Origin of the sequence: Synechococcus sp. CCAP 1479/10 (genome assembly GCF_019038515.1) — a bacterium.
Lineage (GTDB): Bacteria > Cyanobacteriota > Cyanobacteriia > PCC-6307 > Cyanobiaceae > Cyanobium.
Genome location: NZ_JAFKRJ010000035.1, coordinates 25,451 through 40,014 on the forward strand (window position 1 = coordinate 25,451; position 14,564 = coordinate 40,014).

General features: G+C 69.1%; 21 protein-coding genes. 9 read left to right on the top strand and 12 right to left on the bottom strand.

What is annotated here, in order from left to right; translation table 11 throughout:
• Positions 1 to 72 precede the first annotated feature (72 nt).
• On the top strand, positions 73 to 525 hold the full coding sequence (locus tag KUG39_RS13480) for a hypothetical protein (protein ID WP_143594171.1): 453 nt from the start codon (positions 73 to 75) through the stop codon (positions 523 to 525).
• A 9-nt stretch (positions 526 to 534) separates the two neighbouring features.
• On the opposite strand, the gene KUG39_RS13485 is transcribed toward KUG39_RS13480, so the two are convergent.
• The 3 genes from KUG39_RS13485 to KUG39_RS13495 form a co-directional block, all read right to left on the bottom strand.
• Complete coding sequence (locus tag KUG39_RS13485; RefSeq protein ID WP_216915569.1) at positions 535 to 1,479, bottom strand: hypothetical protein; 945 nt, start codon at positions 1,477 to 1,479, stop codon at positions 535 to 537.
• Entirely contained in the window at positions 1,476 to 1,877 is a 402-nt protein-coding gene (locus KUG39_RS13490) for a hypothetical protein (protein ID WP_286194014.1), read from the bottom strand. The genes KUG39_RS13485 and KUG39_RS13490 overlap by 4 nt, the downstream gene beginning before the upstream one ends.
• Positions 1,878 to 2,208: 331 nt before the next feature.
• Positions 2,209 to 3,075 (bottom strand): bile acid:sodium symporter, encoded by an 867-nt coding sequence (locus tag KUG39_RS13495; RefSeq protein ID WP_216915573.1) that lies wholly within the window; start codon positions 3,073 to 3,075, stop codon positions 2,209 to 2,211.
• 174 nt (positions 3,076 to 3,249) lie between these two features.
• On the opposite strand from KUG39_RS13495, the gene KUG39_RS13500 reads away from it, so the two are divergent.
• Both KUG39_RS13500 and KUG39_RS13505 read left to right on the top strand, forming a co-directional pair.
• The gene (locus tag KUG39_RS13500) at positions 3,250 to 3,624 is read left to right on the top strand and encodes a hypothetical protein (RefSeq protein WP_094586972.1); all 375 of its coding nucleotides are present in this window, start codon (positions 3,250 to 3,252) and stop codon (positions 3,622 to 3,624) included.
• Between the two features lie 3 nt (positions 3,625 to 3,627).
• The gene (locus KUG39_RS13505; RefSeq protein ID WP_216915575.1) at positions 3,628 to 4,521 is read left to right on the top strand and encodes a transglutaminase family protein; all 894 of its coding nucleotides are present in this window, start codon (positions 3,628 to 3,630) and stop codon (positions 4,519 to 4,521) included.
• Here KUG39_RS13505 and KUG39_RS13510 read toward each other — a convergent pair.
• From KUG39_RS13510 to KUG39_RS13540, 8 genes are all read right to left on the bottom strand, one after another.
• The gene (locus KUG39_RS13510; RefSeq protein WP_216915577.1) at positions 4,500 to 4,712 is read right to left on the bottom strand and encodes a hypothetical protein; all 213 of its coding nucleotides are present in this window, start codon (positions 4,710 to 4,712) and stop codon (positions 4,500 to 4,502) included. The two genes, KUG39_RS13505 and KUG39_RS13510, sit on opposite strands and share 22 nt — an antisense overlap.
• A 191-nt stretch (positions 4,713 to 4,903) precedes the next feature.
• On the bottom strand, positions 4,904 to 5,245 hold the full coding sequence (gene rbp / locus KUG39_RS13515) for an RNA-binding regulator (protein WP_094586978.1): 342 nt from the start codon (positions 5,243 to 5,245) through the stop codon (positions 4,904 to 4,906).
• 222 nt (positions 5,246 to 5,467) lie between these two features.
• A complete protein-coding gene (frp, locus tag KUG39_RS13520; RefSeq protein ID WP_233134036.1) occupies positions 5,468 to 5,851 on the bottom strand; it encodes a fluorescence recovery protein in 384 nt (127 codons plus the stop codon).
• The gene (locus tag KUG39_RS13525; RefSeq protein ID WP_190609684.1) at positions 5,820 to 6,599 is read right to left on the bottom strand and encodes a fatty acid desaturase; all 780 of its coding nucleotides are present in this window, start codon (positions 6,597 to 6,599) and stop codon (positions 5,820 to 5,822) included. Before KUG39_RS13525 ends, frp begins: the two co-directional genes overlap by 32 nt.
• Positions 6,600 to 6,667: 68 nt before the next feature.
• Entirely contained in the window at positions 6,668 to 7,624 is a 957-nt protein-coding gene (locus KUG39_RS13530) for an orange carotenoid-binding protein (RefSeq protein ID WP_094586980.1), read from the bottom strand.
• 191 nt (positions 7,625 to 7,815) lie between these two features.
• The gene (locus KUG39_RS13535; protein ID WP_216915579.1) at positions 7,816 to 8,583 is read right to left on the bottom strand and encodes a phycobilisome rod-core linker polypeptide; all 768 of its coding nucleotides are present in this window, start codon (positions 8,581 to 8,583) and stop codon (positions 7,816 to 7,818) included.
• Between the two features lie 73 nt (positions 8,584 to 8,656).
• Positions 8,657 to 8,971, bottom strand: a complete 315-nt coding sequence (locus KUG39_RS17365; RefSeq protein WP_286190931.1) for a DUF723 domain-containing protein — start codon at positions 8,969 to 8,971, stop codon at positions 8,657 to 8,659.
• 250 nt (positions 8,972 to 9,221) lie between these two features.
• Complete coding sequence (locus KUG39_RS13540) at positions 9,222 to 10,049, bottom strand: transglutaminase-like domain-containing protein (protein ID WP_216915581.1); 828 nt, start codon at positions 10,047 to 10,049, stop codon at positions 9,222 to 9,224.
• Positions 10,050 to 10,111: 62 nt separating this feature from the next.
• Between KUG39_RS13540 and KUG39_RS13545 the strand changes: the two genes are divergently transcribed.
• From KUG39_RS13545 to KUG39_RS13570, 6 genes are read left to right on the top strand one after another with little or no spacing between them, the layout of a single operon-like run.
• Positions 10,112 to 10,297, top strand: a complete 186-nt coding sequence (locus KUG39_RS13545) for a hypothetical protein (RefSeq protein ID WP_216918335.1) — start codon at positions 10,112 to 10,114, stop codon at positions 10,295 to 10,297.
• Between the two features lie 24 nt (positions 10,298 to 10,321).
• The gene (locus tag KUG39_RS13550) at positions 10,322 to 10,606 is read left to right on the top strand and encodes a galactose oxidase (RefSeq protein ID WP_216915585.1); all 285 of its coding nucleotides are present in this window, start codon (positions 10,322 to 10,324) and stop codon (positions 10,604 to 10,606) included.
• 60 nt (positions 10,607 to 10,666) lie between these two features.
• Positions 10,667 to 11,650 carry an ABC transporter ATP-binding protein gene (locus KUG39_RS13555; RefSeq protein WP_190609688.1) on the top strand — a complete coding sequence of 328 codons (984 nt, stop codon included), beginning with the start codon at positions 10,667 to 10,669 and terminating at the stop codon, positions 11,648 to 11,650.
• Positions 11,647 to 12,459: an ABC transporter permease gene (locus KUG39_RS13560; RefSeq protein ID WP_190609689.1), complete on the top strand. Its 813-nt coding sequence runs from the start codon at positions 11,647 to 11,649 to the stop codon at positions 12,457 to 12,459. Before KUG39_RS13555 ends, KUG39_RS13560 begins: the two co-directional genes overlap by 4 nt.
• Positions 12,459 to 13,247: an ABC transporter permease gene (locus KUG39_RS13565; RefSeq protein WP_216918337.1), complete on the top strand. Its 789-nt coding sequence runs from the start codon at positions 12,459 to 12,461 to the stop codon at positions 13,245 to 13,247. The genes KUG39_RS13560 and KUG39_RS13565 overlap by 1 nt, the downstream gene beginning before the upstream one ends.
• Positions 13,248 to 14,123: a PfkB family carbohydrate kinase gene (locus KUG39_RS13570; RefSeq protein ID WP_216915598.1), complete on the top strand. Its 876-nt coding sequence runs from the start codon at positions 13,248 to 13,250 to the stop codon at positions 14,121 to 14,123.
• On the opposite strand, the gene KUG39_RS13575 is transcribed toward KUG39_RS13570, so the two are convergent.
• Positions 14,110 to 14,517, bottom strand: a complete 408-nt coding sequence (locus KUG39_RS13575) for a VOC family protein (RefSeq protein ID WP_216915600.1) — start codon at positions 14,515 to 14,517, stop codon at positions 14,110 to 14,112. The two genes, KUG39_RS13570 and KUG39_RS13575, sit on opposite strands and share 14 nt — an antisense overlap.
• Positions 14,518 to 14,564: the final 47 nt, after the last annotated feature.

Below are 14,564 nucleotides of genomic sequence, written 5' to 3' on the forward strand. Positions count from 1 at the left end.
GGATCGGTCACATGACTTCGCTTGATTGATGTCAGCCCCACCTCAGGGGTCGCTCCTCACAACGCGAACACCATGAACACCATCCTTCGTCAGGGGTCCCGCCGCCTCGTGGGCCTGCTGGGCACCACCGGCGTCCTGGCCCTGGTCGCCGCTCCCCTGGAGGCCCTGGCCGGTCCCTGGGGCCCGTCCGGCGCACCCCGCCAGGTCGACAGCCGCCGTGTTCCCTACCCCGTGCAGACCCTGCCCAGCCCCTCGTCCTACGGCGACGGCTACGGCGGCGGCTACCGGGCCGACTACGACGTCGACCGCTACCGGGCCAACCTGCCGGTGGCTCCCGACTACATCCAGGCCCAGACGGCCCAGCGCTGCAACGTCGGCCGACTGGTGGGCGGCATCATCGGCGGTGGCCTGGGCTACGCCGCCTCCCGCCAGGACGGCCGCACCTGGGCCGTGCCGCTCGGGGCCCTGCTGGGTCAGCAGATGGGCTGCAGCATCGGCGCCCAGCGGGCTCCCCTGCCCTGGTGAGCCCCCGGCTCAGGAAGCGGTCCCGAAGGCCACCTGACAGGCGGCATTGAGGAGTTCCGCTTCCTGGGCACTGCTCGGCTCCTGGCCGTTCAGCAGACCCTGCTGGCAGTCGGCGGAGAGCTGAAAGACGCTGCCGTCGGCACTGACATCAAAGGCCACCGTCGAGGTGCCGGTCGGCTGGACCGTGCCGAACAGCAGCTGGTACTCGGTGTTGGGCACCACGATCACCGTCTGGCTGCTGGCCACCGCGGCGTCAACGGCACTGTTGATGATCGAAGCCGTCGCCAGGGTGGCCACACCCCAGGTGGCGGCCCGGGCCCCCCACCATCCCCAGGACGGGGTGGCCCAGCCGCCGTACCAGCCGTGGTTCCAGGGTCGGGCGACGCCCCAGCCCGGACGGGCCCAGCCGGGCCGGACACCGAAGGCGTTGACGTTGGCGGCGCGGGTCCAGTTGCGGTTGACGTTGACGCTGCGGTTGAGGTTGCGGTTGACGTTGACGTTCCGGTTGAGGTTGGCGTTGCGGTTGATGGTTCCGGCTCCGGCGGGCCTGTTGAGGCCAGGGGTGCCGACCACCCCCCCGGGCCGCGCCGCAGGACGATTCAACGAGGGGCCCCCCAGGCCACCACCGGCAACGCCGCTGCTCCAGCCCCCGGCGGGCCTGTTGACGCCCCGGTTGAGACCGCCGGCCCCGCCGGATCCCTGGAAGCCACTGCGGCCCAGCGAACCACCACCACCGGCGCGGCCGAGACCACCGCCTCCACCCCCGACTCTGGCGCCGCCACCACCGCCGCCCATCCGGGCACCGCCGCCACCGCCCATCCGAGCCCCGCCACCGCCGCCGCGGGCGATCAGCTCCGGGGCGTGGGGGGAGGAGATCTCCAGGGCCAGGCCAGCCCCGACCGGCGAGGCGATCACACCGGCCACCAACAGGGCGAGTCCGCTCAGGTTCTTCATTTCAGCAACAGCGCGCAGGCGTCGTCGTAGCAGCTGGCGTCCACCCGGCCGTCGGAGCCGAAGTGGACCATCACCAGATCACGGCCCTGGAGGCGGGTGTTGGCGCGATCCTCCCGGACACTGTTGAGGTAATTCGGGTTGACCACACAGAGGTCCTTGCCGTTGAAGCAGACCGTGTTGGTGGAGAACCGGGCCGAAGCTCCGCGCAGCGGGCTCCATTGCTTGGTGTCATTGGCCCAGATCGCCATCGTCACCGGTTCAGCGGTGATGCGGACCGTTTCGACCCCGGTGCCGATGCGGTGGCGGTAGAGCGTGGCCCCTCCCATGTCCACCGCTTCCACCGTGCAGGGCACGGGAGCCCCCCCCTGGAGCGCGCACTGGGTAGTGAGCGTGTACAACACCTTCCCCGTGGGAGCAGCTTTCGCAGCCGCAGCGGGCTGGGGGGCCAGCAGGAACGTGGCCGTCAGGCCAGCCAGGACTCCGCCACCTAGAAGGGCGGGACAGAAACGGGTCACGCCATCGTGGCGGCCGCAGGGCTGAAGGCTGATCCGGCGGTGGGGCATGGGGAAAGGAACGAAAGGGGCGGCTGCACGATGGCCAGCGATGATTCCAGAGTGGGCAGCAAGGATCTGGGTGACGGGGCTGACGCGCAAATCGTTGTAATCAAAGGCGTTGGGGCCTGGAGATCCGACAGCGCCGATGACCGGGAACCTGTGAGGGACCGGCTGCTCAAGCCACCCCCTGCAGACCCTTCTGCCAGCGCAGGAAAGGAATCGAGAGCAGAACGGTGACGAGCTGGTAGGCCAGCACGGCCAGCTTCAGGCCGGGCATCCCGGCGCCGTGGGTGGTGGCGAACAGCAACGCCAGGCCCGGGTTGCGCATCGAGGTGACCAGGGCCACGGTGATGCGCTCGCGAGGCTCCGGGCCAGCCGTGAGGGAGCCGATGGCCAGGGCCGCGGCCACCATCACCGCCATGAAGCCCAGGGCCAGCCAGTTGGAGGTCACGAACGGCAGCAGCAAAGGGCCGGCCTTGATCAGCACGAGCACGATCAGGAGCAGAAGCAGGCCGTTGGCGAGCTTGTCGAGCGGCCCCTCCAGCCACGCCACCCAATTGGGCTTCCAGCGCCGCAGCAGCAGGCCGGCCAGCAGCGGCAGCACCTGGGCCTTGCCCACCTGCAGGGCCACGTCCCGGGGGGCGATGTCCCAGCCGTCGATGCCGAACGAGGCCCGGAACAGATCAGCGAGCAGGGGTATCGAAACGATCGCGGCCACGGCCGCGAAGGCCTGGAGCAGCGCCGCCAGCTGGCGGTCGCCCCCCGTCTTGCCGGCCTTGCGCAAGGTGAGCGGGGCGCTGGGGCAGGCCGCCATCAGGGCGATGCCGAAGCGGGCCGCTGGAGAGAGGGCGAAGCTCAGGGGCAGCTTCATCAGCACCAAAGCCACCAGGGGCACCAGCACACAGGAACCGATCAGCACCCGGATCACCAGGGCGGGCCTGTGGCGCAACTGCGCGATCGCATCCAGCTGCAACCCCAGGCCGAGGGCGAACATGATCGTGAACAGGGTGAGGCCGACGAGTGCGGCAGAGGCCTGGGCCATGGAGATCAGGTGACAGCGCCGATGAACGTGAGGCTGACGGCAGTGGCCGTGGCGATCGAGCATGGCTCTCGGCCTGCGATGTCGTCGCTGTTGAGGCGGGGCGGATCCATGGTTTCACCCATGCCCCCCAGGCCCGGCCTCGCTAGCGTTGAACCAGCCACAGACACTCCATCGATGGCCGTTCTCAACCGCTGCGCGATCGCGGTGGCGCCCCGGCAGCCGATGGTGGACTGGACCCGGCCGTTCTGGACCCGCGAGGACATGGAAGGGCTGGGGGAGGACCACAGCCTCTATCTGATCCCCACCTACGACAGCGAGCTGGAAGCCCAGGACCGGCTGCTGGACAGCTACGGCCAGATCTTCGCCGCCGAGCTCGACCTCTGGTGCCGCGACCGCAGCCGCTGGCCCCATCCCCGCAGCCTCGAACTCTTCGAGGCCTGGTTCTCCGTGCGCTTCTTCCCCCTCGTCGAGGACCTGGACACGGCACCGCTGCACACCTACGTCATCGATGACGACCTCCAGGACGTCCTGCGCGAGGCCATGGGCTGAGCGATGTTCTTCCGCATCCACCATCGCCTCAGCTACACCTACGACCGGCCCGTCTTCCTGGAGCCGATGGCCCTGCGGCTCACCCCCCGCCAGGACGGCAGCCAGAGGATCCTCGAGCACCACCTGCGGCTGGAGGAGCCTCCGGCGGGGCTGAGCCGGGTCCTGGAGCCCGATGGCACCGACGCGATGGTGGCCTGGTTCCAGCAGGAGCGGGACCAGCTCACGATCACGGTGGACATGCTGGTGGAAACCCTGCGCAGCAACCCCTACGACTGGATCGTCACCCACCGGGAGGCCCAGCACCTGCCGGTGACCTACCCGGAAGCGGAGGCCCGCTCCCTGGCGGGCTGCCTGCAGGATCGGGCCGATCCGGAGGTGCGGGCCTGGGCCCAGGCCATCGCCGACCGGGTCGACGGATCGGCCACCGCCTTCCTCAGCGCCCTCGCCGATGAGATTCACCACGGCTTTCACCATGTCGGCCGGCTGGAGGGGGAGCCCACGGATGCGGCGGAGACGCTCCGCACGCTCACCGGGGCCTGCCGGGACACCGCCATGCTTTATGTGGTGGCCTGCCGCAGCCAGGGACTGGCGGCGCGGTTCGTGAGCGGCTACTCGATGCACCATCCCCCCGAGGTGAGCGAACACGAGCTGCACGCCTGGGCGGAGGTGTATCTGCCCGGAGGCGGCTGGCGGGGATTCGACCCCAGCCTGGGCCTGGCGGTGGCCGATGGCCACCTGGTCCTGGCCGCCGCGCCCGACCACCATCTGGCGGCGCCGGTCAGCGGCCGCTACCGCGGCACCGGCGTGGGCTCCAGCCTGACCTACCTGATCCGTCTGCAGGCCGCCGACGAGATCGAGGGATTAGAGGCGCCGCCTCAGCCGATGATCCCGAGCTGAAGCCAGCAGCCGGCGGGCGCCAGCTTCTCCACCACCACAGGGGTCTGGTGAGCGAGCACCAGACTGTGGGCATACCGCTCCGCCTCGTCGCGGTGGTCGAAGGTCGGACCGGTCACCTCGTTGGGCACGGTGGTCTCGTGCTGGTCGGCGGGTCGGACCCGGTACCGGCCGCGAGGGCTGGGATCACTCATGGGCCCAATCTGCTCCCCGGCCACGCCAACAGGCCGCAGCAGCAGAGTGTCTTTCGATCCGTGCCGGACTCCCCACACGCGGCGGCACCGGCGGGACGAAAACGAACCGACCAAAAAAAACGCCCCTGGAGACCCAGGGGCGGTTGATCAGGAAACCGGTACCCGCCAGGGCCCGGAAATCCGGCAATGACTCAGTAGCGGCTGCGGCCACCGCCGCCGCCGTACCCACCGCCACCGCCGCCGTAGCCGCCGCCGCCGCCACCGGAGCGACCGCCGCCACCGCCACCGCCGGTGCGGGGTTCGGCCTTGTTCACACGGATGCTGCGGCCCATCCACTCGACGTCCTGAAGATCATCGATGGCCTTGGTCTCGTCGGCGTCGTTGGTCATCTCGACGAACGCGAAACCGCGCTTGCGACCCGTGTCGCGATCGAGGGGAAGGGTGCACTGGCGCAGTTCGCCGTACTGGGCAAAAAGGTTCTTCACGTCTTCCACTTCGGCGTCGAAGGAAAGATTTCCGATGTAAATGGTCATGAACCTGAAAAAAACTATGAACCGATCCTTCGAAAGCCCTTTTAGAAAGTGATGAGCTCGCTGGAGAGAAATCTTGGAATCTTCCCTACCCTACAGCCCCCGCGGGCCGGGGCCCCAGGCGTAGCGGGTCGGGAAGACCGCCCGGGCGGCGTCTGCGGAGGCCAACAGCAGGCGCGAAAGGCGATCCCAGCGGAGCCGTGCAGCAGATCTGCTGCGTCCCCCTCACATCCGCGACATCGCCGTGATCTTGTTGAGCTTGTCCCGCTCGAGTCCTTCGAGTTCCTCGACCTGGAGCAGACCATCCTTCACAAGGCTGGCGAAGACGAACAGCAGGCCGGGGAGGCGGAAATCGAAACGTCCTTCGATTTCATGGCGCTGGATGCTGAGAAAGTCATGCAGTTTCCAGCATTCCTCCACGGAGTCCATGCGGCTCGCATGGGCCTGAACGGCCCGGATGATGCCAATCGCGGCTCTGGAGTGGGCCTTGTCGAAGGCGCGGCGTGCCACCTGCTGCTCCTGATCCGTCCACTCCAATACCGCACTCACCATGGGTCTCAACAGCTGAATTTGGACGTTAACGCCCAGGCCTGAGCGGACGCGAGTCATCGGCGGGGCCGTAACCATGGCCGTGCTGGTGGGGAACGTGGCCCCGCAACTGCGGCAGCCGGAACCAGGGCACCCCCGGGTGGGCATGGTGCTCCCGGTGGTACCCGAAGTGGTAACAAGCCAGCAGGGAGAGAAGGTGGGGGTACCCCAGACTTCTGACCGCATGGCGGCCGGCGGGGCTGGATCCGTCGCCGCGATGGGGAAGATAGGTGCCGAACAGAAACAGCTGGAACGAGCTGAGAACCAGCGGCAGCACCCAGAAGGTGGGGACGGCCAGCGCCTGCCGGGGCTCCAGCAGCATCAGGCCTCCCGCCACGGCCAGCCAGCTGGCCAGAAGCAGGACCAGCTGGCCCAGGGAGAGGTAGTTCCCCATGAACCGGGCGTACCAGCGCAGGGCCCCGTCACCACTGGCCCGACGGAAGTCCGGATCCAGGCGGCTGCCCGGGAAGCGGTGATGGCGCAGGTGGTGGCGGCGGCAGCGGGCGTAGGGAAGGCCGGCGTAGAGGAGCAGGGCCAGCCGACCCAGGCCGTCGTTGAGCCGCTGACGACCCGGCACAAGGGTGCGGTGCATCGCATCGTGGCCGAGGATGAACAGGCCCGTCTGCAGGAGCGTGCGCAGGGCGACCACCAGCCCGAGTGCCGCCGGTGTCCAGCCGGCAGGCTCAGCCAGCAGGGCCAGCACCAGGGTGGCCAGCCAGGCCCCGAAGATTCCCGTTCCCAGCAGGAGTCCCGTGTCTCCGCCAGCCACTGTGACCGGAGAGGCCAGTGCCTCCCCGGTTAAGGGACCCGCAGACGCGGGGAGGGTGAACGGGCTTCTCAGCGGGCGAACTTGAGCAGTTCGGCGGGGGAGGCCAGCAGATCGATCGCCACGAAGTAGATCTTGTTGTCGGGATCGAGCAGGAAACGCCAGGCCACGTTCATGCCGACACCGGCTCCGAACCAGGGGGTCTGCACCTTTCCGGTCACCTTGATCTGGGTGAAACCGCCATCGGAGGGCTCGCTCACGCCGGTTTCGGGCAGCAGCTTGAGGTTCTGGCAGTCCTCGCGGAAGAAGCGCAGGATGGCGTCGGTGCCGACAATGGGCCGCTGGAAGGGAGGCTGCAGGGCGCCGTCGGGCAGGAACAGCTGGATCAGCTGGTCGAAGTCGTTGGCATTGAGCAGATCCATGTAGGAGAGGATCGTGGCGTTGTCGACGCCGGCGATCGAGACCCTGGTGCGCTGCTCAGGGGCCGTCGGCAGCACGATCGGCTCGGCGATGCGCTCGCTGCCGTCCACCTTGCTGGGATCGAAGCCCATGTCGACGACGAAGTTGCGCAGCACGGTGATCTGCTGCCCCGCATCGATGCCCTTGAGCGAGGACAGCACCGAAGCGGCGTTGGCGGAGAGCTGGTAGCCCTCGGGGATGGGGGCGACGATGCCCTCCTCCATCCACTCACCCAGGCGATACCAGAAGCCGAGCTTGATGTTGACCGACCAGATCGCGTAGGTGCGGCAGATGTCGGTGTCGGAGCGGTTGGCCAGATCCACCATCACCTGGCTCTGGTCGGCGAAGGTCATCGCCTTGATCCGGTTGAGCACCGGCTCGGCGAACTGCATGCGGGCCGCACCGGGGGCGGCGATGGTGATGGTCTTGCCCATCTCGAGGTAAGCGAACCAGATCAGGGCCAGCTGGTCCTCGGCGCTCAGGAGGCTGAAGCGGGCGGTGAGGGCCGGCACCACGTCGGCCGAGAGGGTATCCGGAAAGATCTGGGTCGCTTTTTCGAGCGTGAACATGACAGGCACCTCCGGAAGGTCAAGAAATCTTTACAAATCCTAATGCATGGCGGTGGCGGCGACGGCGTTGCAACCACCTCACACCAAGAAAAGCACGATTTCGTGTCCGTCAGCACAGCAAGTCGGTGGCTGATCGAGCTCACCGTGCTGCGGATCACGACCTCCCGGCGATCCCCGCCGAGGGGCGGCGCTCAGGGCGCTCCGGTGCTGAGCATGGCGGCCGCGGTCCACAGGACCAGGCCGGTGATAGCGAAGCCACCGGTGGTGACCAGGCCCTGCCAGATCTGGCGGGCCAGGGGCGAGGGCTGCTCCCCGAGCCAGGCGGGACGAGGCGTGCCGGGGGACCAGGGGCTGGAACCCCGGGGAGCCCGGCTGGCGATCACGTCGCGCCAGCGGCCGTCGTAGCGGGGCGCCTGCTGGTTGAAGGGGCGCTCTCCCTGGGACCGGCCCGGCAGCACCCGCGAACGCTGGTAGGGCACGGTGTCGTAACCGAACGCCTCGAGGTACTCAGCCGAGTCGAGCAGGGTGTCCACCAGGGCCACGAGCCCGTGCTGGGCGATCAGGATCGAGTAGCGGATCCGTTCCTGTTCCCCATACACCGGGCGCCCCAGAACCCTGCCGACCAGTTGTTCTGCCAGGCGATAGTTGCTGTTGCAATCATAGAAACCCTCGCGGAATCGCCTGGAAAGCAATAGACCACGGATGAAATCTCTCATGGTGATCTGTCCGCTGCGCAACTGGGATTCCAGCACCGTTTCACGATCCACCTTGAAGGCGTGGAAGAAGATCTGGCGATAGGCCTGCTCGATCTGGACATCGAGGCTGAGGCGGTCTCCGGAGGCCTTGCGGGTCTCCAGGGTGGCGACGGCCTGGCGGGGGGATTCCTCACTGGCGATCGCGAAACTCGGCACCCTGGCATTGAGGCTCGAGGGTCGGGCGGCGAGCAAAGGAAGGGCCATGGAGGGATTCAGGGTGAATGACCCGGAAAGATAACCGTGACCAAAACCGGCCTTGGGAAACCGGCCGGATCCCTCACACAGCTTTACTTTCGGGGACTGCCACGGGTGGCGGTGGCAGGGTTGCGGGGCGCTCGCTGGGCTCGCAGTCGAGCCTCAGGACCCGTTCGAGGGTCTGGTTGCGATAAGTTCTCAGGCAGTACTTGCAACCGCCGGTGGTCTGGAGATGCCGCTCCGGCGTGATCACAATCTCCCGGACAGGATGCTCCAGACAGCGAATCTTGACTGGGCTGCGGAAGCTCTTGTAGTTGATCTGCGAATAATCGTATCGGCCGCCGAATCGGGACCGGGCTCGCTCCAGAAACGTGGCTTCATCGATCCGTAAACCCATTGGTCGATCCGCGTGAGTCAGGAATAAAAAAACCGGCTGCGTACGTCAGGCTGACGACGGGCCCGAAACCCCGGTCCCATGGTCGGGACCCCATGGGCTCAGGGGGTCAGGAGGCTGACCCAGCCAACGGTCGTCAGGGTCTGTGATCAGGAACCGTTCGACGGGCTCGATGGTGCCTGAACTCAGAGGATTCTGCCGCCCAGGCCCGGCAGGCTGGCCCAGCGCATGAATTCTCCACACTTCGCCGTGGTCAGAGGCAGGGGGACCCGGGGGTGGCCAGCTCCTCGGTGATGACGCGGAAGCCGGTGAGCTGGTGGTCACCGAAGGAGCGCAGGAAGGGCACATCCGCCGCATCCCGGCCCCGGGCGATCAGCACCCGGCCGATGCGGGGGCGATTGTGGCGCGGGTCGAAGACATGCCAGCGATCCTCGAGAAACGCCTCAAACCAGGCCGAATAGTCGATCGGCTCGGGCAGGGGCGTGGTGCCCGTGTAGCCCAGGTAGCCGGTGCAGTAGCGGGCGGGGATGTTGAGGCAGCGACAGAGGCTGATGGCCAGGTGGGCGAAGTCGCGGCAGACGCCACGCCCTTCCCGCAGGGCGTCGTGGGCGGTCTTGTCGCTGCGGGCGGCGCCGTAGTCGAAGCGGAGCTGCTCGTGCACCCAGTCGCAGATGGCCTGCACCCGTGACCAGCCGGGCCGGACGCCGCCGAAGCGCCCCCAGGCGACCTGGGCCAGGCGATCGGTGTCGCAGTAGCGGCTGGGGTTGAGGTAGGGGTAGGTCACGATCGGCAGCGCCCCCACCGGGCACTCCCCCACCTCCGGCGCCACTGGATCGGGAAGGCCGGGGTCGGCCACCACCACCTCGAATCCCAGGGTGGTGCTGCCCGTGGAGGCCAGGAAGCGGCAGGCACGGTTGCCGTCGGCATCCGTGAGCACCTCGGCGATCCGGTCCGGGCTCAACCGCAGCCGTTCGGGACCGCGGCGGTCCTCCAGGCGGCTGCCATGGGGATGGACCAGGGCCAGCATCGGGGTCGGCGCCCAGCAGGAGAGGGTCAGTTCGCAACCGAGCCGGATCAGCATGGAGAAGGCATGGCGAACGGAGCGGCCCCGAGGGTCGATTGTCGCCCCCCGGGCGGGGTTCCGTGGCGGGCATCGGTGATGGGGATCCCTGGCCCGGATGGTGGTCGGGCCCGCTGCGCCGCCGCCGGGACAGGGACGGCAGCGGAACGGTGCGGGCGGTGCCCAACTTCTGCTGCACTGGTGCTGCGCTGGTGCTGCGGCAGCGCCGCGGAGTCGTGGCGCTGGCCTCCAGGGGCGATGCCTGCTAGTACAGGTGTACCGCTTTCGAAGCCATGCCCTCCGCTCCAGGCCCCGCTCCAGGCCCCGCTCCAAGCCCCACTGACGCCTGCGACGCCTGGCCCTATCTGGGGCCGAAGCAGCTGCTCCCCAGCCGCAGCCGGCACGTCTGCCTCACCTGCCAGTGGTTCCGTCACCATGCCGACGTCGACAGCATCCCCCTGCTGAGCTGCCAGTGGCATCAGGCCCTGATCTGCCACGGCGACCATCTCACCCAGCGCTGTCCGAGCTGGCTGGAGCCGCTGCAGCGGAGCTCCGGCTGGTGCCCGGAGGCCGCCTGAGCACAGGCTCCAGATGGGGCAGAGCTCTCGATAGGGTGGGCCCTGCCCGCCCCCGACCGCATGGCCATCGTCCGCGCGCAGGGCCTCGGCAAGACCTACCGGGTGGCCGACAAGCAACCCGGACTGGCCGGCACCCTGCGTCACTTCGTGAACCGCCGCGAGCGCCTGATCGCGGCGGTGCAGGACGTGAGCTTCTCGATCGAGCCGGGCGAGTTCGTCGGCTTCCTGGGGGCCAACGGTGCCGGCAAGACCACCACCCTCAAGATGCTCACGGGGCTGATCCACCCCACCAGCGGCACGGTGGAGGTGGCCGGCTGCCAGCCCCAGCGCCGGGAGGCGGATTTCCTCGGCCAGATCACCCTGGTGATGGGCCAGAAGCAGCAGCTGATCTGGGATCTGCCGCCGCTCGATTCCCTGCGGGTCAACGCTGCCGTCTACGGCATCCCCCCTGAGGAGAGCCGGCGCCGCATCGCCGAGCTGGCGGAGATGCTCGAGCTGGGGGACGAACTGCGCCGGCCGGTGCGCAAGCTTTCCCTCGGCCAGCGGATGAAGGCGGAGCTGCTGGCGGCCCTGCTGCACCGCCCGGCGGTGCTGTTCCTGGATGAACCGACCCTGGGGCTGGATGTGAACGCCCAGGCCCGGGTGCGCAGCTTCCTGGCCGACTACAACCGCCGTTTCGGGGCCACCGTGCTGCTCACCAGCCACTACATGGCCGACATCACCGCCCTCTGCCCGCGGGTGCTGCTGATCCACGAGGGCCGGCTCTTCTACGACGGCAGCCTCGAGACGCTCACCCAGCGGCTGGCACCCTGCCGGGAGGTGCGCCTGGAGTTGCATGCGCCCATGGGGGCCGAGGCCTTCGCCAGCTACGGCGAGGTGGAGGCCATCGAGGGCCGGGAGGTGCGGCTGCTGATCCCGCGGGAGCGGCTCACCGAGCAGGTGGGACGCCTCCTGGCCGACCTGGCCGTGGTCGATCTGTCGGTGTCCGACCCGCCGATCGAGGACATCATCGGCCGGCTGTTCCACCAGGGGGCCCTGGCATGAGGGGGGGCCTGCGCCAGCGGCTGGGCCACGCCCGCCGCATCGCCGCCGTGCTGCTCTCCAGCCAGTACGCCTACATGCTCGAGTACCGGGCCGAGATCGTGCTCTGGGCGCTCTCGGGGGTGCTGCCCTTCATCATGCTGGGCCTGTGGAGCGCCGTCGATGCCGGCGGCGGGCTGGGAATGAGCTCCCTGCAGCTGGCCCGCTACTTCCTCTCGGCCTTCGTGGTGCGGCAGTTCACGATCGTCTGGGTGATGTACACCTTCGAGGAGGACAACCTCAACGGCCGCCTGTCGCCCTACCTGCTCCAGCCCCTGCCGCTGGTGTGGCGCTACGTGGCCGCCCACCTTTCGGAGCAGGCCACCCGGCTGCCCTTCGTGGCGATGCTGGTGGGGCTGTTCTTCCTTCTCTATCCCGCCGCCTTCTGGTGGCCCTCATTGCCGTCGGTGCTGCTGGCGGTGCTGGCCACCCTGGCCGCCTTCGCCCTGCGCTTCCTGATGCAGTTCACCCTGACGATGGTCTGCTTCTGGAGCGAGAAAGCCAGCGCCCTGGAGCGCCTCCTCTATCTGCCCTATCTCTATCTGTCCGGCCTGGTGGCCCCCCTGGCCCTCTATCCCGAGGGAGTCCGGGCCTTCGCCTTCTGGACCCCCTTCCCCTACATGGTCGATGTGCCCGCCAGGATCCTGGCCGGTGAGACCGTGCCGGTGCTCCAGAGCTTCGCGGCCATGGCCGCCTGGGCCGCCCTGCTGCTGCCGATCAACCTGCTGCTCTGGCGGCGCGGCCTGCGCCACTATTCGGCCATGGGGGCGTGATGGGCCGTTACCTCACCACCCTCAAGGTGTTCTGGATCGCCTCGCTGACGGCCGAACTGGAGTACCAGGCCAATTTCCTGATTGAGCTGGTGGCCACGGCCGGCAATCTGGTGGGCAGCATCTTCGTGCTGTCGCTGTTCTACGGGCGCGGCCAGTCGCTGGGGGGCTGGAGCTGGGAAGGGGCCCTGGTGGTGCTGGGGGTCTACACCCTGCTGGAGGGCATCACCAGCACCCTGCTGCAGCCCAACCTCAGCACGATCGTGGCCCACGTGCGCACGGGCAGCCTCGATTTCGTCCTGCTCAAGCCGATCGACAGCCAGTTCTGGCTCTCGGCCCGCACCTTCTCCCCCTGGGGCCTGCCTGGCATCGCCCTGGGGGCGGGCCTGATCGGCTACGCCGCCTGGAAGGCCGGTGCCACCCCGGCGCCCCTCACCCTGCTGGGGGCGGCCCTGATGCTGGTGGCCAGCCTGATGATCCTGTACAGCCTCTGGTTCGTGCTGGCGGCCAGCAGCATCTGGTTCGTGAAGATCTGGAACGCCACCGAGGTGCTGCGCAGCGTGCTGGTGGCGGGCCGCTTTCCGGTGAGTGCCTTCCCGGCCGGCCTGCGGGCCTTCTTCACCTTCATCGTGCCGGTGGCCTTTCTCACCACGGTGCCGGCGGAGGCGATCCTGGGACGGGCCTCCGGCCCCTGGCTGCTGGCCGGTGGCGCGGTGGCGATCGGCTCGGTGGTGGTGAGCCGTCGCTTCTGGCAGTTCGCCCTGCGCTTCTACACCTCCGCCTCCAGCTGAATGGAGCCCCTCGTCCCCCTGCCTCTGGAGGAACTGCCGGAGCTTCCCCCGCTGGCCCTGGCGGTGGTGGGCCATGTGGAGATGGTGAGCTTCGTCGACGTGGACCATCTGCCGGCGGCCGGCGAGATCCTCCATGCCGACGATTTCTGCGAGCTCCCCGCCGGCGGCGGCGCCGTGGTGGCCGTGCAGATGGCCCGTCTCACCGGAGAGCGGGTTCCCTTCTTCACGGCCCTGGGCGACGACCCCCTCGGGCGCCGGGCCGCCGAAGAGCTCGAGGGGCTGGGGCTGGAGCTGCACATCGCCTGGCGGGCAGCCCCGACCCGGCGGGGGATCACCTTCATCGACGGCGGCGGCGAGCGCACGATCACGGTGATCGGCGAGCGGCTGATGCCCACCGCCGACGATGGGCTGCCGTGGCAGCGGCTGGCTCAGACCGACGGGGTGTTCGTCACCGCCACCGATGCCGGCGGCCTGCGGCTGGCCCGGCGAGCCCGGGTGCTGGCCGCCACGCCGCGGCTGCGGCTGCCGACCCTGCCGGAGGCGGGCGTGACCCTCGACGCCCTGATCGGCAGCGCCACCGACCCCGGCGAGGCCTACCGGCCGGGGGATCTCGACCCGCCGCCCCGGCTGCGCATCGGCACCGAGGCCGAGCGGGGCGGGGTGCTGGTTCCCGGCGGCCGCTATGCCGCCGTCCGCCGGACCGGGCCGGTGCGGGATGCCTACGGCGCCGGCGACAGCTTCGCCGCCGGCGTCACCACGGCCCTGGCCGCCGGCTGGGATCTGCGGCAGGCGATCAGCCTCGGCGCCCACTGCGGCGCCGCCTGCCTCGATGGCCGCGGGCCCTACGCCAGCCAGCTGCGGTTCAGCCGCCGCTGACCAGCAGCAGCAGACGGTTGTCCTCCGGATCGGCCAGCCAGGCCTCGGCTCCGAACGGTTCCTGTCGCGCCGGCTCCACCGCCACCGCCCCCAGGGCCAGCACCACGGCGAGCCAGTCGTGGAGCACCTGCAGGGGGGGCGCCTCCCCCGCCGGGCGCGAAAAGCAGAGGGCCAGCCGGCCCTCGCCCCGGGGGCGGGGACGCCGCCGGGAGGGGGCGTAGATCTCCAGCCGGCGATCCCCCGGGCCCAGCAGGCGCCAGTGGCTGGGGCTGGATCCCTGCAGCGGGTCCGTCCCCAGCAGGGCGCCGTAGAAGGCGGCCAGCCGCTCGGGGTCATCGGCTGCCAGCACCAGGAAGGACGACGGGTCGGGAGGCGCCGGGGCGGGGGGCGTCATGACGGAAGCAGCCGCGGCTCGCCACCATGGCAGCAGAACGGATCCCC

Coding starts and splice junctions, on each gene's coding strand:
- KUG39_RS13480 (WP_143594171.1), top strand. CDS start 73: ATGAACACCATCCTTCGTCAGGGGTCCCGCCGCCTCGTGGGCCTGCTG.
- KUG39_RS13485 (WP_216915569.1), bottom strand. CDS start 1,479: ATGAAGAACCTGAGCGGACTCGCCCTGTTGGTGGCCGGTGTGATCGCC.
- KUG39_RS13495 (WP_216915573.1), bottom strand. CDS start 3,075: ATGGCCCAGGCCTCTGCCGCACTCGTCGGCCTCACCCTGTTCACGATC.
- KUG39_RS13500 (WP_094586972.1), top strand. CDS start 3,250: ATGGCCGTTCTCAACCGCTGCGCGATCGCGGTGGCGCCCCGGCAGCCG.
- KUG39_RS13505 (WP_216915575.1), top strand. CDS start 3,628: ATGTTCTTCCGCATCCACCATCGCCTCAGCTACACCTACGACCGGCCC.
- KUG39_RS13510 (WP_216915577.1), bottom strand. CDS start 4,712: ATGAGTGATCCCAGCCCTCGCGGCCGGTACCGGGTCCGACCCGCCGAC.
- rbp (WP_094586978.1), bottom strand. CDS start 5,245: ATGACCATTTACATCGGAAATCTTTCCTTCGACGCCGAAGTGGAAGAC.
- frp (WP_233134036.1), bottom strand. CDS start 5,851: ATGACTCGCGTCCGCTCAGGCCTGGGCGTTAACGTCCAAATTCAGCTG.
- KUG39_RS13530 (WP_094586980.1), bottom strand. CDS start 7,624: ATGTTCACGCTCGAAAAAGCGACCCAGATCTTTCCGGATACCCTCTCG.
- KUG39_RS13535 (WP_216915579.1), bottom strand. CDS start 8,583: ATGGCCCTTCCTTTGCTCGCCGCCCGACCCTCGAGCCTCAATGCCAGG.
- KUG39_RS17365 (WP_286190931.1), bottom strand. CDS start 8,971: ATGGGTTTACGGATCGATGAAGCCACGTTTCTGGAGCGAGCCCGGTCC.
- KUG39_RS13540 (WP_216915581.1), bottom strand. CDS start 10,049: ATGCTGATCCGGCTCGGTTGCGAACTGACCCTCTCCTGCTGGGCGCCG.
- KUG39_RS13550 (WP_216915585.1), top strand. CDS start 10,322: ATGCCCTCCGCTCCAGGCCCCGCTCCAGGCCCCGCTCCAAGCCCCACT.
- KUG39_RS13555 (WP_190609688.1), top strand. CDS start 10,667: ATGGCCATCGTCCGCGCGCAGGGCCTCGGCAAGACCTACCGGGTGGCC.
- KUG39_RS13560 (WP_190609689.1), top strand. CDS start 11,647: ATGAGGGGGGGCCTGCGCCAGCGGCTGGGCCACGCCCGCCGCATCGCC.
- KUG39_RS13565 (WP_216918337.1), top strand. CDS start 12,459: ATGGGCCGTTACCTCACCACCCTCAAGGTGTTCTGGATCGCCTCGCTG.
- KUG39_RS13570 (WP_216915598.1), top strand. CDS start 13,248: ATGGAGCCCCTCGTCCCCCTGCCTCTGGAGGAACTGCCGGAGCTTCCC.
- KUG39_RS13575 (WP_216915600.1), bottom strand. CDS start 14,517: ATGACGCCCCCCGCCCCGGCGCCTCCCGACCCGTCGTCCTTCCTGGTG.